Origin of the sequence: Entomohabitans teleogrylli, assembly GCF_001484765.1 — a bacterium.
Taxonomy (GTDB): Bacteria; Pseudomonadota; Gammaproteobacteria; order Enterobacterales; family Enterobacteriaceae; genus Entomohabitans; species Entomohabitans teleogrylli.
Window position 1 is genome coordinate 596698 of record NZ_KQ947376.1, and the last position, 15595, is coordinate 612292.

Annotated in this window: 13 protein-coding genes; 1 reads left to right on the forward strand and 12 read right to left on the reverse strand. The window is 60.0% G+C overall.

From position 1 onward, the window contains the following. Window positions 1-725: 725 nt before the first annotated feature. Entirely contained in the window at window positions 726-4592 is a 3867-nt protein-coding gene (gene hrpA / locus AQ981_RS02750) for an ATP-dependent RNA helicase HrpA (protein WP_249226257.1), read from the reverse strand. A gap of 250 nt (window positions 4593-4842) precedes the next feature. Between hrpA and azoR the strand changes: the two genes are divergently transcribed. Continuing rightward, complete coding sequence (gene azoR / locus AQ981_RS02755) at window positions 4843-5448, forward strand: FMN-dependent NADH-azoreductase (RefSeq protein WP_058910206.1); 606 nt, start codon at window positions 4843-4845, stop codon at window positions 5446-5448. Window positions 5449-5542: 94 nt separating this feature from the next. Here azoR and paaY read toward each other — a convergent pair whose 3' ends face one another. The 11 genes from paaY to paaC all read right to left on the reverse strand — a co-directional run bounded on the left by paaY (window position 5543) and on the right by paaC (window position 15578). Beyond that, a complete protein-coding gene (gene paaY / locus AQ981_RS02760; protein ID WP_058910207.1) occupies window positions 5543-6145 on the reverse strand; it encodes a phenylacetic acid degradation protein PaaY in 603 nt (200 codons plus the stop codon). A gap of 9 nt (window positions 6146-6154) precedes the next feature. Then, a complete protein-coding gene (gene paaX / locus AQ981_RS02765) occupies window positions 6155-7084 on the reverse strand; it encodes a phenylacetic acid degradation operon negative regulatory protein PaaX (protein WP_058910208.1) in 930 nt (309 codons plus the stop codon). Window positions 7085-7228: 144 nt separating this feature from the next. Beyond that, a complete protein-coding gene (gene paaK / locus AQ981_RS02770; protein ID WP_058910209.1) occupies window positions 7229-8542 on the reverse strand; it encodes a phenylacetate--CoA ligase PaaK in 1314 nt (437 codons plus the stop codon). A gap of 21 nt (window positions 8543-8563) precedes the next feature. Further along, a complete protein-coding gene (gene pcaF / locus AQ981_RS02775; RefSeq protein ID WP_058910210.1) occupies window positions 8564-9772 on the reverse strand; it encodes a 3-oxoadipyl-CoA thiolase in 1209 nt (402 codons plus the stop codon). Then, window positions 9769-10194, reverse strand: a complete 426-nt coding sequence (gene paaI / locus AQ981_RS02780; RefSeq protein WP_058910211.1) for a hydroxyphenylacetyl-CoA thioesterase PaaI — start codon at window positions 10192-10194, stop codon at window positions 9769-9771. The genes pcaF and paaI overlap by 4 nt, the downstream gene beginning before the upstream one ends. Then, complete coding sequence (gene paaH, locus AQ981_RS02785; RefSeq protein WP_058910212.1) at window positions 10184-11683, reverse strand: 3-hydroxyacyl-CoA dehydrogenase PaaH; 1500 nt, start codon at window positions 11681-11683, stop codon at window positions 10184-10186. The genes paaI and paaH overlap by 11 nt, the downstream gene beginning before the upstream one ends. Before the next feature lies 1 nt (window position 11684). Beyond that, window positions 11685-12473, reverse strand: a complete 789-nt coding sequence (gene paaG, locus AQ981_RS02790) for a 2-(1,2-epoxy-1,2-dihydrophenyl)acetyl-CoA isomerase PaaG (RefSeq protein ID WP_071608784.1) — start codon at window positions 12471-12473, stop codon at window positions 11685-11687. Then, window positions 12473-13240: a 2,3-dehydroadipyl-CoA hydratase PaaF gene (gene paaF, locus AQ981_RS02795; protein WP_058910214.1), complete on the reverse strand. Its 768-nt coding sequence runs from the start codon at window positions 13238-13240 to the stop codon at window positions 12473-12475. Before paaF ends, paaG begins: the two co-directional genes overlap by 1 nt. Further along, a complete protein-coding gene (gene paaE, locus AQ981_RS02800) occupies window positions 13240-14310 on the reverse strand; it encodes a 1,2-phenylacetyl-CoA epoxidase subunit PaaE (RefSeq protein ID WP_058910215.1) in 1071 nt (356 codons plus the stop codon). Before paaE ends, paaF begins: the two co-directional genes overlap by 1 nt. Before the next feature lie 7 nt (window positions 14311-14317). Beyond that, the gene (paaD, locus tag AQ981_RS02805) at window positions 14318-14818 is read right to left on the reverse strand and encodes a 1,2-phenylacetyl-CoA epoxidase subunit PaaD (RefSeq protein ID WP_058910333.1); all 501 of its coding nucleotides are present in this window, start codon (window positions 14816-14818) and stop codon (window positions 14318-14320) included. Between the two features lie 10 nt (window positions 14819-14828). Next, window positions 14829-15578 (reverse strand): 1,2-phenylacetyl-CoA epoxidase subunit PaaC, encoded by a 750-nt coding sequence (gene paaC, locus AQ981_RS02810; RefSeq protein WP_058910216.1) that lies wholly within the window; start codon window positions 15576-15578, stop codon window positions 14829-14831. Window positions 15579-15595 lie beyond the last annotated feature (17 nt).

Genomic DNA, 15595 nt, shown 5'->3' on the forward strand with positions numbered 1-15595 from the left:
ACCGAATACTGAAAAATTCACAGGGTCTAAAAACAAACATTTTATTTATATAACGAAGATTCTAAACATTACCATATAATGAAGGATAATCGTTTTGTTCGACATAACGACAAAGATCAATAGACGACAACTATCAAACACTCTTGATAGCTCGCTGATATCGATGGTAAAAATCAATAAATTCATTATATTAACAGCATAAAACAAGTATTTATTAGCGTTAAAAGCCGATAAACTCATACAACAACCCATTAATATCCGTTACATAAAATACCATAACCAACGTTTTTATCAGGCCGTTTTATATCCGAAAAGAAAATTTTCAGACAATTTGGAATACTGAAAAAATATCCGAAAAAAGAAATCGTGACAAATGCCATACACAAAAACATATTTTTTGAAAAATACTCTGCCACACTGCCAAAAACTCTTAAGAAAATAATCCTGGAAGTAGTTTATAAATACGATACACAACAAGGCGGTGGCGGGCCGAATTTAATCAAATAGCGTTCAGATATTATCGTTGCACCCTGGTAAGATAGCATTGATATTTAATCCTGACGCAAAATCCCGTCCGGTTCGGCAGGTTCCGGGATGGTAGAATCACGACGGTGCTGATGAAGTTGCAATACGGGTCTAAGGGGGAGAACGCTTACGGGGGTGATATCACAGCGGCATCGCCCGGAAACCCCTCATTGCGATCGGCTTTCCGGGCGCGCGCTACATTAAGCGCTAATCTGATCCATAGCCTGCAGGATACGCTTGTCCGACACCGGGTACGGCGTCCCCAGTTGCTGGGCGAAATAACTGACCCGCAACTCTTCGATCATCCAGCGCACCGCGATGACGTCATCATCGTCGCGGCGGGCTGGCGGCAGTTTATTCAGCCATTGCTGCCACGCCTGCTGTACCTGCTCGACTTTGAGCATCTGCGCGCGATCGCGGTGTGGATCGATAGCCATCTTCTCCAGCCGTTTCTCAATGGCCTGCAGATAGCGCAACGTATCCCCCAGCCGCGAGTAACCATTGCCGGTGACAAAACCGCGATACACCAGCCCGGCCATCTGGGCTTTAATATCCGACAGCCCCAGCGCCATGGTCATATCAACCCGCCCTTTCAGGCGCTTGTTGATGCTGAACACCGCAGTGAGGATCTGTTCAACCTGCTGCGCTATCTCCACCACCGCCTCATTGAGGCTGGCGCGCACCTGCTCATGCAGGCGGGTAAATCCCTCTTCGGTCCATACCGGACCGCCGGCTTCGGCGATCAGCTTATCCACCCCGCAGGAGATACAGTCATCAATCAGTTCCAGCACTTTACCGTAAGGGTTGAAGTACAGCCCCAGCTTGGCTTTGTTGGGCAGCTTTTCATGCAGATATTTAATCGGCGATGGAATGTTGAGCAACAGCAGGCGTCGCAGACCGCGCCACATGGCGTTCTGCTGCTCCTGCGGATTATCAAACAGTTTGATAGCCACACTGTCTTTTTCGTCCACCAGCGCCGGCCACGCCTTCACCTGGTAACCTCCGCGCTTCTGCTCATAGTGGTCCGGCAGAGTGCCAAAACTCCAGATATGCAGCCCGCTCTGCTCAATACCATCATCCGCTACCGCGGAGAGAGTCTCCTGCACCTTCTCTTTCAGCCCGCTCTTCAACGCCGCCAGGTCGCGGCCTTCGCGTAATTTCTTACCGCTTTCGTCCACCACCCGAAAAGTCATTTTCAGATGATCGGGCACCTGATCCCACTGCCAGGCGTCCCGGTCGATGGTGACGCCGGTCATGCGCCGCAGTTCGCGCTCCAGGCTGTCCAGCAGCGGCAGCTCAAGAGGCGCGGCGCGGCCAAGAAAAGCCTCCGCATAGTTCGGCGCCGGCACAAAGTTACGGCGCACCGGTTTCGGCAGCGACTTAATCAGCGCCACCACCAGTTCACGGCGCATCCCCGGCACCTGCCACTCAAAGCCACTCTCTTCCACCTGGTTGAGCAGCGGCAGCGGAATGTGCACCGTCACGCCGTCGGCGTCAGCCCCCGGCTCAAACTGGTAGCTGAGGCGCAGTTTCAGGTTGCCCTGATGCCAGAAATTCGGGTAATCAAGCTTACTGACCTGCTCCGCGCCAGCTTTGATCAGCATGCTTTTTTCAAAATTCAGCAGATCCGGCGTCTCGCGACTGGCCTTTTTCCACCAGCTGTCAAAGTGGCGTGCCGACACCGCCTCGTGACCGATCCGCTGATCGTAGAATTCGAACAGCGTATCGTCGTCAACCATAATGTCGCGCCGCCGCGAACGGTGTTCGAGATCTTCCACCTCGGCGCGCAGTTTCTGGTTATCGCGGAAGAAGGCGTGACGGGTCTGCCAGTCCCCCTCCACCAGGGCGTGGCGGATAAACAGCTCCCGGCACAGTTGTGGGTCAATCTGGCCGTAATTCACTTTGCGCGCCGCGACGATCGGCAGACCATAAACCGTGACTTTCTCACTGGCCATCACCGCCCCCTGACTGCGCTCCCAGTGCGGTTCGCTGTATGAGCGTTTCAGCAGATGCTGAGCGACCGGCTCAATCCATTCCGGATCGATACGGGCGGCGATGCGCCCCCACAGCCGGCTGGTTTCCACCAGTTCCGCCACCATCGTCCACTTCGGCGGCTTTTTAAATAAACCGGAGCCGGGAAAAATAGCGAAACGCGCGTTGCGGGCGCCGGTGAACTCCTGCTTATCGGCATCCTTCAGGCCAATATGCGATAACAGACCGGTTAACAGCGCGGTATGGATGGCGCGGTAATCGGCGGGTTCGCTGTTAACCGGGATCCCCAACTCTTTCACCACCTGGCGCAGTTGGGTATAGATATCCTGCCATTCGCGCACCCGCAGATAGTTGAGAAATTCAGTGCGGCACAGACGACGGAACTGACTGGAGGACAGCGCTTTTTGCTGCTCGCCGAGGTAGTTCCACAGATTAACGAACGCCAGAAAATCCGACTCTTTATCGTGAAAGCGCCGGTGTTTTTCATCAGACGCCTGCTGTTTTTCCAGCGGCCGCTCGCGCGGATCCTGAATCGACAGCGCGGCGGTAATGATCATCGCTTCGCGCACGCAGTTATGCTGGCGCGCCTCCAGCACCATCCGCGCCAGACGCGGGTCGACGGGCAACTGGCTTAACTGGCGCCCCAGCGGCGTCAGTTTATAAACCGCTTGCTGAGCATCGGTAGTGATAGCCCCCAGCTCTTCAAGCAGGCGCACCCCGTCCTGGATATTGCGCTTGTCCGGCGCTTCGACAAACGGAAACGCGCTGATATCGCCCAGCCCAAGAGCGGTCATCTGCAAAATAACCGACGCCAGGTTGGTGCGCAGAATTTCCGGGTCGGTAAACGCCGGGCGCGACAGGAAATCATCTTCAGAGTACAGACGGATACAGATCCCTTCGGAGACGCGTCCGCAGCGCCCTTTACGCTGATTCGCCGATGCCTGGGAAACCGGTTCGATCGGCAGGCGTTGCACTTTGGTGCGATAGCTGTAGCGGCTGATGCGCGCGGTACCAGGATCGATAACGTATTTAATCCCCGGCACGGTCAGCGATGTTTCCGCCACGTTGGTGGCCAGCACGATGCGCCGCCCGCTATGGGACTGGAATACCCGGTTCTGCTCGCTGTTTGACAGGCGAGCGTATAGCGGCAGGATCTCAGTGTGGCGCAGATTCAACTTACCGAGCGCGTCGGCGGTATCGCGGATTTCCCGCTCGCCGCTCATAAAAATCAAAATGTCTCCCGGCGCCTCGCGGCTCAGCTCGTCCACAGCGTCAAATATCGCCTGTAGCTGGTCGCGTTCAGCATCGTCGGCCTCATCAACAATGGGCCGGTAGCGCACCTCAACCGGATACGTCCGTCCGGAGACTTCGATAATCGGCGCATTAGCAAAATGGCGCGAAAAACGCTGCGGGTCGATGGTCGCCGACGTAATGATGATTTTCAGATCCGGGCGACGCGGCAGCAGCTCTTTCAGGTAACCGAGCAGAAAGTCAATATTCAGACTGCGTTCGTGCGCTTCGTCGATAATAATGGTGTCGTACTGCATCAGCAGCCGGTCCTGCTGGATTTCCGCCAGCAGGATACCGTCGGTCATCAGTTTGACCATCGTGTTGTCGCTCACGTGGTCGCTGAAACGCACTTTATAGCCGACGCAGCCGCCCGGTTCGGTCTGTAACTCCTCGGCGATACGGTTCGCCACGGTGCGAGCCGCCAGCCGGCGCGGCTGGGTATGGCCGATAAGCCCCCTCACGCCCCGCCCGAGTTCCATACAGATTTTCGGCAACTGCGTGGTTTTCCCGGAACCGGTCTCGCCGGCAACAATCACCACCTGGTGGTCGCGCACCGCCTCAAGGATGGTCTGTTTCTTCTGGCTGACCGGCAGGTTTTCCGGGTAACGAATCGCCGGGCGCGCCGCGATACGCCGCGCGATACCCTGCTCAGCGGCAACAATCTCCGGTTCCAGCGCTGTGAGAATCGCCTGCTGCGCATCGCTGTTCTTGACCTTTTTAACCCCATGCAGACGGCGGGTGAAGCGCTGTTTATCGCGCAGCGTCAGCGCATCAAGACGCGCCATCAGGCCGGATAGCGTCATTTTCTGATTTTCCATGATTTTCATTACTGCGCCCGCGGATAAGGCACGGGCTGATAAATGTCTGTCGATTAATGCGCCGTAGAGTACCACATCCGGATGTCACGCGCCTTGTTCAAAAAATTCGAACACGGAATTCGATATATTGCACTATCACTGCCGGCAATTTGTGAATACAGTGGTTACATACCTGGCGGACAACGGTCCGGACACATCACAATCGAAGGAATCACAGATGAGTAAAGTATTAGTTCTCAAGTCCAGTATTCTGGCAGGGTATTCGCAGTCCAACCAGTTATCCGACTATTTCGTTGAACAATGGCGCGAGAAACACAGCGCCGATCAGATAACGGTACGCGACCTGGCGGCCAATCCGATCCCGGTACTTGACGGTGAGCTGGTGGGCGCCATGCGTCCGGGCGACGCACCGCTGACCCCGCGCCAGCAGGAAGCGCTGGCGCTGTCTGATGAACTGATCGCCGAGCTGAAGTCCCACGACGTTATCGTGCTGGCGGCGCCGATGTATAACTTCAACATCCCGACGCAGTTGAAAAACTATTTTGACCTGGTCGCCCGCGCCGGCGTGACGTTCCGCTACACCGAGAACGGACCGGAAGGTCTGGTGACCGGCAAACGCGCGATTGTCCTGAGCAGCCGCGGCGGTATCCATAAAGATACCCCAACCGATCTGGTAACGCCGTACCTGAAACTGTTCCTCGGCTTTATCGGCATTACCGATGTCAACGTGGTATTCGCTGAAGGCGTCGCTTATGGCCCGGAAGTCGCCGCCAAAGCCCAGAGCGACGCCAAAGCCGCCATCGACAGCATTGTTGCTGCCTGATAGCCATATTCTGAAGCCCTGGCGTTGAAGCGCAGGGCTTTCGGTAAACAATTAACGCCGGATATCCTGTCCGGCGTTTTCTTTTTTCTGCGGTTTATTTTTTCTGCGCCGCCTTGATGACCACCCCGTTTTCAAAAACCAGTGGCTGGCGATTCTCCTCCACCGCGCGCAGCGGTTCGACCTGATGCAGAGTTTGCTGGCAGCGCTCCACCAGATGCTGGTATTCGCGCGTGCCCTGTTTTTTCCACTCGATCTCCTGCGGCTGTAGCTCGCGTATAGCGCGCGCCGGGCTGCCGACGATCAGTTTATTGGCGTCGAAGACCGCCCGGGATTTCACAAACGCCGCCGCGCCGACAATACTGTTTTCGCCGATACGCGCTTCATCCAATACCACGGCGTTCATCCCTACCAGCGCGTTTCGGCCAATATGGCAGCCGTGCAGAATGGCCCCGTGACCGATATGCCCCTCTTCCTCCACCACGGTCTCCTGATTCGGAAATCCGTGCATCACACAGTTATCCTGAATGTTTGCTCCGTCCCGCACCACGATCCGCCCAAAGTCGCCGCGCAGGCAGGCATTGGGGCCGACATACACCCGGTGGCCGATAATCACATCGCCGATCAGCACCGCGGTGGGGTGGACAAAACTGTCCAGCGGCACCACGGGCGTTAAACCATCAATCTGGTAAACAGGCATACAGGCTCCTCAGGGCGACGTCAGAACGCCGCCAAAACGTTGATACCAGGCAGCGCCCGGCTGCGGTAACTCCCCGACAGAGGTCTCGGCGACCTCGCTGACAAAGGCTAACGCGCCGGGCGCTACACGTTGATAAATGTTAATGCACAACTGGCGCGCCTGCTGCCCCAGCCAGTGCGGCGGCAACAACACATCCGGCAGCATGGGATCTTTCAGCACCACCCGGCGGTAAAAATGAATCAGTAATAACTGGATCAGAAAACAGCTGCGCGGCGTCAGCGCCTGGGCATCGGCGTCTTTCAACAGCGGCAACAGCGGGCGAAAGGACTGGATAAACTCAGCATAGCGGGCGTTTTTATCGGTCAGTTGCCAGCAGGTTTCCACCCGCGATTTCAGCGCCGCCTGGGAAAGCGGCAGCGGCGAACGGGCCTCAAAACAGATGACCTGCTCGGCAACCCCGGCTTCGTGCAGCAGGCTCTGCACATCCGCCAGTTGCTGGGACGGCGACGCCAGCAGACTGGAGGTCAGGGCGCCAAATCCCAGCCATTCCAGCTGCTTCTTAACCTGTTGTAGCGTGTTTTTTTCCAGCCCTTCCGACAGCAGCAATAGCCAGGCACCATCCCAGGAGGGCTGCCCGGCGCGATAAATCTTGCCCTCGGCGCGCCGGGTCTGGCGCTGCCCGAAATCGGTCAGACGGTAGTAACTGCGGCGCCCGACGCGCTCCACCTCCAGCCAGCCCTCTTTATTGAGGCGAAACAGCGAGGTGCGCACAAAGCGCTCGCCAAATCCCAGTCCTTCCAGCAACACCGCCAGGCTTCCCAGCCAGATTTCGCCGCCCCGGTGGGCCAGCGCATCACCATACAACGAGACAATCAGCGAGGTTCCGCTGATCGGCACATCGCTGACTGCCTGTTGAATGAACTGCTCAAGTTTACTCATCGCGATACATATCCATGGCTATGCGGGTGATTGACGAATCATAGCATAGCAGAAGCCGCGTATCGTGATGATCGCCAGGATAAACAATCCCCTGTGCGCGGCCGGATGGCGCACCGGCGTTGCCACACGGTGCGCTGGCGGGGTTTATTGATTCACAACATTGCGCAGATCGAAGACGCGCTGCGCCTTTCCTTCCGAACGCGGAATGCTGCCGCAGTTCACGATCGACACATCGGTACTGATACCCACCATCGATTTGATGCGATGGCGCAGACCGTGGCAAATATCGCAGCGTTCATCGTGACTGAGCGCCAGGCCGCTCTCCTTCAGTTCCACTTTAATGGACAGGGTGTCGAGGTGCCCTTTACGACGCACTTCCAGCTGATAGTGCGGCGCGAGGTGCTGAAATTTACAGATCTCCTCTTCCAGTTGCGAGGGGAACACATTCACCCCACGGATAATCAGCATATCGTCAGAACGCCCGGTAATCCGGTCCATACGCCGCATACTGCGCGCGCTGGCGGGCAGCAGCCGGGTCAGATCCCGGGTGCGGTAACGAATCACCGGCAGCGCCTCTTTGGTGAGCGTGGTGATCAACAGCTCGCCATGGTCGCCGTCAGCGCGCGCCGCGCCGCTTTGCGGGTCGACAATCTCCGGATAGAAATGGTCCTCCCAGATAGTCGGGCCATCAGCGGTTTCAATACACTCCATCGCCACCCCGGGCCCCATCACCTCCGAAAGCCCATAGATATCCAGCGCGGTGATGCCCAGCCGTCGCTCAATTTCATTACGCATCGCCGCTGTCCAGGGCTCGGCGCCAAACACCCCCACCCGCAGGGAACAGCCGCTGGCGTCGCCGCCCATCTGGCGCTCCAGCTCTTCAATCAGATTCAGGCAGTAGGAAGGCGTCACCATGATCATATCCGGGTGAAAATCGCGGATCAGTTGCGCCTGTTTCTCGGTCTGGCCGCCGGACATCGGGATCACGGTGGCCCCCAGCCGCTCGGCGCCATAATGCGCCCCCAGTCCGCCGGTAAACAGCCCATAGCCGTAGGCCACGTGGATTTTATCTTTCGGCGAACCGCCCGCCGCGCGCAGGGAGCGGGCCACAATGCTGGCCCAGGTATCAATATCGTTGCGGGTGTAGCCAACGACCGTCGGTTTCCCGGTCGTGCCCGATGAAGCGTGGATACGCACCACCTGCTCCATCGGCACCGCAAAGGTATCAAACGGGTAGTTATCGCGCAGATCCTGCTTAGTGGTGCAGGGAAATAAGCGGATGTCCTGTAGCTCACGGAAATCGTCAGGGTGTACGCCAGCGGCATCAAATTTGCGGCGATACATCGGTACATTGTCGTAGGCATGCTTCAGCGTCCACTTCATCCGGGCAGTCTGCAGCGCCTGCAGTTCGTCCAGAGAGGCGGTTTCAATCGGTTCCAGCTGGGTTGTCGTTATCATTGTAGGATACTCGCAGGTTTATTAACTCACACGCTCCAGAATTACCGCAATCCCCTGTCCCACGCCGATGCACATGGTACAGAGGGCATAGCGCCCCTTACGCCGCTGCAACTCGTGGCTGGCGGCCAGCGCCAGACGGGCGCCGCTCATCCCCAACGGGTGGCCTAAAGCGATGGCGCCACCATTGGGGTTGACGTGCGGGGCGTCATCAGGAAGCCCCAGTTGCCTCAGCACGCCCAGCGCCTGGGCGGCAAAAGCCTCATTCAGTTCAATAACGTCCATATCGTTAATATTCAGCCCGGCCAGCTCCAGCACCTTACGGGTCGCCGGCACCGGCCCCAGCCCCATCAGCCGCGGCTCCACGCCGGCGGTGGCCATGGCGACAATGCGCGTTTTCGGGGTCAATCCGTAACGCGCCGCCGCCGCTTCGCTGGCCACCAACAGCGCCGCCGCACCATCGTTAACCCCGGAGGCATTACCGGCGGTCACCACGCCCTGAGGGCGAAACGGCGCTTTCAGAGCCGCCAGCTGTTCCGGGGTGGTGTCCGGACGCGGATGTTCGTCTGCGCAAACTTGCTCAACGCGCCCTTTTTTCCCGTGAACAGTGACCGGCACGATCTCCTGAGCCAGAATACCGTCGTGCATCGCCCGGGCGGTTCGCTGCTGGCTGCGCCAGGCGAAGGCGTCCTGATCGGCGCGGCTGATATTTAACAATTCAGCTACATTCTCTGCCGTTTCCGGCATGCTGTCTGTACCATAGTGTCGCTCCATGACCGGGTTCACAAAACGCCAGCCGATCGTGGTATCAAAACACTGGGCCTGACGCTGGAACGGCGTCTCCGCTTTGCCCATCACAAACGGCGCCCGGGACATTGACTCCACGCCGCCGGCAATCATCAGTTGCGCCTCACCGGCCTTGATCGCCCTGCCCGCCATACCCAGCGCATCCAGCCCGGAGCCGCACAGCCGGTTCACGGTGGTGCCCGGCACGGTGACCGGTAGCCCCGCCAGCAGCGCGGCCATGCGCGCTACATTGCGGTTATCTTCCCCGGCCTGATTGGCGCAGCCCAGCAGCAGATCGTCGATGGCGGCGCCATCCAGAGACGGATAGCGGTTCATCAGCGCGCGCAGCGCAATCGCCGCCAGATCGTCGGCGCGTACCGCGGACAGCGCGCCGCCATAGCGGCCTATCGGCGTACGTACGCCATCGCAAATAAATGCCTCTGTCACAGTGATTCTCCCGTTATGCTGGCGCCGGTACGGTGGGCGCGGCCGCGAAACAGCGCCACCACTTTTTCCTGCTGGTTAATAATTTCAATGTCGTAGACCCCGGTCAGCTTCCCCTGGGTGCGCATTCTGGCCGTCGCCACCAGACGATCGCCGGCCAGCGCCGGACGGGCGAAGTCAATGCTGCAGCCGGAGGCCACCGCCGCCAGCCCCTGGCTGTTACAGGCGTAGGCAAAAGCGGTATCCGCAAGAGCGAACAGTTGCCCGCCGTGGCAGGTGTGATGACCATTGAGCATCTGTTCAGTGACCGTCATAGTCACCACGGCAAAGCCGTCATCCATCTCCTGAATTTCGATACCCAGCGCCCGGGCGCAGTTATCTCTGGCGTACATCTGGCGCGCATAATGCCAGGCGTTATGACTCATAGCAGCTCTCCATCAGCGCCCGACGGCGCAGCAGTGAACAGGGACGGTAGCGTTCCTCGCCATAGTGGCGCCGGAGATTTTCCAGCAGCGTTAAAATATTCGACCAGCCCAGGGCGACTCCCCAGGCCAGCGGTCCGCGTGGGTAGTTCACCCCCAGACGCATGGCGGTATCGATATCCGCCTCGCTGGCCACCCCTTTCTGGCAGGCGTCCAGCGCTTCATTCACCAGCATCGCTACCGTGCGCCATACCAGCATCCCCGGGTAGTCATCGATCACCAGCACCTGCTTATCCTGCTGCTGGAGGAAGTGAATGGCTTTTTCGGTCTGATGCGGCAGATTGCGCTGCGCCGCGGCGACCACCGCCAGCGGCGCGCGCCCGGCGTCAAACGCCAGATCCACCAGCACCACCGGACGGTTGAGACGCTGCGCCACCTGCTGGGCGCTTTCGCCGCAGGACTCCATCACCAACACCTCGTCAAGCTCAATAGCGGCGTATTTAGTGACGTTGTCACTCGCAAGCGCCAAATGACCGGCGAACTGCGGGAGCCGCGGCCCGCAACAGCTCACCCGCCGGGCGGCGGACTGAGCGTTCAGCGTTGGGTAAAACGGCAACGGCTGGGTATCGCGCGGCCAGCGATACACTCCCTGGCCGCTTTTCTTTCCCCAGCGGCCGCCGGACACCAGCTCCTGTTGAATAAGCGACGGCAGAAAACGCCGCTCCTGCCAGAAGGCGTTAAACACCGAACAGGTGACGGCAAAATTAACGTCCTGGCCAATCAGGTCGGTCAGCTCCAGCGGTCCCATCGGGAACCCGCCGCTGTCGCGCAGCGCGGCGTCAATCACCGCCGCCGGCGCTACCTGCTCTTCCAGCGCCCGCCACGCTTCACCATAAAAAGGACGCGCGACGCGGTTAACAATGAATCCCGGCGTGGAGTGACAGCAAACCGCGGTTTTCCCCCAGCGGCTCACCAGTTGACACAGGGCTGCAACGGTTTCCGCGCTGGTCGCCAGCCCGCGCACCACTTCCACCAGTTTCATCACCGGCGCCGGGTTAAAGAAGTGCAGCCCGGCTACCCGCTGCGGTTCAGCGACCCCGCCGGCCAGCGCCGTAATTGAGATCGAGGAAGTATTGCTGGTAAGCAGCGTCTGCGGCGAACAGATCGCCGCCAGTTCGCAAAACAGTTGTTGTTTCACTTCCAGCCGTTCCACCGCGGCTTCAATCACCAGCGCCGCATCGGCCAGCCCGGCCAGTTGCGCCACCGGCGTGATACGGGTGAGCGTTGAGCGGCACTGCGCGTCAGTGAGGCGGCCTTTTTCCACCAGGCGGCCCAGCGTCTGTTCAATACCGGCGATAGCCCGGGCGGACGCCTGCGGATTGATGTCGTACAGTTTCACCGGGTGGCCAGCCACGGCGGCGGTCTGGGCGATACCGGCGCCCATGGTGCCGCTGCCAATGACCGCCACAACGGCATGTTGATCGAGCAGCATGTTATTTCCCCGTAAACTGCGGCGCGCGTTTCGCCAGGAAAGCCGTTACCCCTTCCCGGTAATCGGCGCTACGGCCGGCAAGGCGCTGATAGTCGCGCTCGACATCAAGTTGCTGGTCGAGCGTGTTCTGTTCGGCGGCCAGCAGCGCCTGCTTAATCAGTCCCAGCCCGTAAGTGGGTTGGGCGGCGAGATGGCGCGCCAGCGCCTGGGCGCTATCGGCCAGTTCGGCATCCTCCACCACCTGCCAGATCATTCCCCAGCGCTCAGCCTGTTCGGCGCTTAGCTTGTCGCCGAGCAGCGCCAGCCCCAGCGCCCTGGCGCGCCCGGCAAGGCGCGGCAGCATCCAGGTTCCGCCGCAATCGGGCACCAGGCCCAGCTTGCTGAACGCCATCACAAAACTGGCGGAGCGGGCGGCGATCACCAGGTCGCAGCCCAGCGCCAGGGTCGCCCCGGCGCCGGCGGCCACACCGTTAACCGCCGCAATTACCGGCTTGGGTAATGCCGCCAGACGGCGCACCAGCGGGTTATAAAAAGTCTCCACCGAATAGCCGAGATCCGGCGCCGGCCCGCTCGGGTCGACGTTACGATCGTTTAAATCCTGCCCGGCGCAAAATCCGCGCCCCGCCCCGGTAAGCAGCAGGCAGCGCACGCTGTCGTCGCGGGCGGCCTGACGCAGGTACTCTGCCAGCTCGCGGTGCATCTCATCGTTAAAACTGTTCAGTCGTTCCGGCCGGTTAAGGGTCAGGGTCATCACCCCGGCGCTGACGGCGCTTTCAATCAAAGCCATGATTAGCGTCCTGTGAAGTGTGCCGGGCGCTTACCGAGAAAGGCGTCAATCCCTTCCCGGCGATCGTCTGTCGCCGCCAGCAGCGTAAAAAGTTGACGTTCCATCTTCATTCCCTGACTCAACCCGACATCCATCCCGTGGCGCAGGGACTGTTTCGCCGCCCTGAGCGCCAGCGGCGCCTGCCGGGCGATACGGTCCGCCAGTTGCCGGGTATACTCCAGCGTCAGCGCTGGCGGGCAGATTTCCGCGACCAGTCCGGCCTGCATGGCGCGGCGAGCGTCGATAGCTTCGCCGCTCAGCACCATACGAAACGCCAGTGATTTACCAACGGTGCGCAGCAGGCGCTGGGTGCCGCCGGCGCCGGGCATAATACCGAGAGTGATTTCCGGCAGCCCGAAGCGGGCGTTCTCCCCGGCCAGCACGATGTCACACAGCAGCGCCAGTTCGCAGCCGGCGCCGAGCGCATAGCCGTTCACCGCCGCCAGTAACGGCTTATTGAACGCTTCAATACGCTGCCACAGGCCAGGACGCGGGTCGTCGAGCGTGGCGACCAAATCCAGACTGACCATCTCTTTTAAATCGGCGCCGGCGGCGAAGCAGGTTTCACTGCCGGTGATCACCACCGCGCCAACTTCTTCACAACCCTGCGCCGCTTCCAGCGCCGCGGCCAGTTGTTCCAGCAGCGCATTGTTCAGGGCATTACGCGCCTGTGGACGCTGTAATGTCAGAGTAAGCACCCGCCCGGTGTGTTCCGCGATCAGTTCCGCCATCAGGCCCCCCTGGCGTCAAAATCGAGCACCACATCATTCCCTTTCGGCAATGCCTGGCAGCTCAGCACATAACCGGCAGCGATTTGATCCGCTTCAAGACTGTAATTGGTGCCCATTTCCACCTCGCCGCGTATCACCCGGCATTTGCAGGTAGCGCAAACCCCGCCTTTGCAGGCATAGGGCAGATCGCTGCCCTGGCGTAGCGCGGCGTCGAGGATGCTTTCGTCGGAAGCCGCCATGGTTATCTGGCGCTCGCGCCCGTCCTGAAGCAGCGTCACCACGGTGCCTGCCGCCTGATGGCGCCGGGCGCTCCGCGCGGCTGACTGAGCGGGGGTATTAAAGTGTTCGCTGAAGATAGCCTCGCCGGCCACGCCGAGTTCGATCAGCGTCTCACGCGCCGCCTGCATCATCGCCTGTGGACCGCAGATAAAAGTACGGTCAAACCCCGGGAAATCGAGCAGCCGCTCGCCGAGCGCCCGCAGCCGCGCCGCATCCAGGCGGCCGTTAAGCAACTCACTCTCCTGTGTCTCCTGGCTGAACAACCACAGCAGCTGCAGCCGCCCGGGATAGCGGTCTTTCAGATCCGCCAGCGCCTGGCGAAACATCGCGCTCTGGCTGGTGCGGTTGCCGTAAATCAGCGTAAAACGGCTCTCCGACTCGGTGGCCAGGGTGGAAGCGAGAATCGCCAGCATCGGGGTAATACCGGAACCGGCCGCCAGCGCCAGATAGTTGCCGCGCGCTTCGGGATTCGGGCGATAGCCGAACTGCCCCTGGGGCACCATCACCTCCAGCGCCATGCCGCTGTGTAAATCGGCCACCGCATATTGTGAAAAGCGCCCGCCTTCAATGGCTTTCACCGCCACCGAAATCTCTCCGGGCGTCGCCTCCCGGCAGATGGAATAGCAGCGGCGCAGCTCTTCGCCGCCAGGGCTGGCCTTCAGAGTCAGATGCTGGCCGGGGATAAAGGCATATTCCGCCTCCAGCTCGTGGGGAACGGCGAAGGTAATCGCCACGGCGTCCGCCGTTTCCCGCTCGATTTTTGCCACTTTCAGGGTATGAAACGTTGTCATGGCAACCTCAGATACATTTGAAATAGTCAAAGGGTTCACGGCAGCTGTCGCAGCGGTATAGCGCCTTACAGGCCGTGGAGCCAAATTCGCTAATCAGCGTGGTGTGGCGACTGCCGCAGCGCGGGCAACTGACCTCCGGCGCCGCTGCCGCATGGCAGCTATGACCCTGCGGCGGGCTGATGCCGTATTCGCGCAGGCGCCGCCGGGCGTCCGGCGTCATCCAGTCGGTGGTCCACGCAGGGTCGAGGCACAGGGCGATAGTCACCGGCACATAGCCCTGCTCAGACAGCGTGTCGCGTATCGCCGTCAACAGGTATTCAGTCGCCGGGCAGCCGGAATAGGTCGGCGTAAAACCAATCTCCCAGCCCCGGGACTGCTGGCGAACATAGCGCACCATGCCGAGGTCGGTAATCGTCAGTACCGGGATTTCCGGATCGCTGATGGTGGCGAGCAATTTCCACACCGCCACGACCTCGTGGGATTGCGGCGCTACACGGCATGTCGTCATAACCACCTCGTTACCACTGCTGGCCGGGATAAGCGCGCTGAACAAACTGCATCTCCGCCAGTAGCGGCCCAAGATGTTCGCTGTGCAGCCCCTGTTTGCCGCCGGTGCGGTATGGCGTCTGTTCCGGCTGCGTCAGAGAGGCTTGCGCCATCCCGTCGCGTACTTCCGCCAGCCATTCGCCGCGCAGGGTGCGCGGATCCACCGCGATGCCCTGCTCCGCCAGTTCAATATCCAGCGCGTCGGCGCTGAACAGCTCGGCGGTAAAGCGCCACAGTTGGTTAACCGCCTGCTGCATTTTTTGCTGCGACAGCGCGGTGCCGTTGCCCAGCCGCACCAGCCAGCCACGGCTGAAACGCAGGTGGTAGCGCACCTCTTTCAGCGCCTTCGCGGCAATAGCCGCCAGTTGCGGATCGCGGCTGTGGACCAGGCGGCGATACATCGCCAGGTGCCAGGCGTCGAACAGATACTGGCGCACCAGGGTATCGCTGAATTCGCCGTTGGGCTGTTCCACCAGCAACAGGTTGCTGAACTGGCGCTCATCGCGGCCAAACGCCAGCCGATCTTCGTCCAGCTCGCCGCCGGCCAGTTGCGCCGCATGGCTCAGTAAGTGGCGCGCCTGGCCGAGCAGATCGAGGCCAATATTGGCCAGCGCCAGATCGATTTCCAGCTCCGGCGCATGGCCGCACCAGGCGCACAGGCGCTGTGACAGCACCAGACTGTTATCGCCGATCCGTAAACTCCAGCGGGCGACGGGATTCATCTCGGTCACGGCGTACC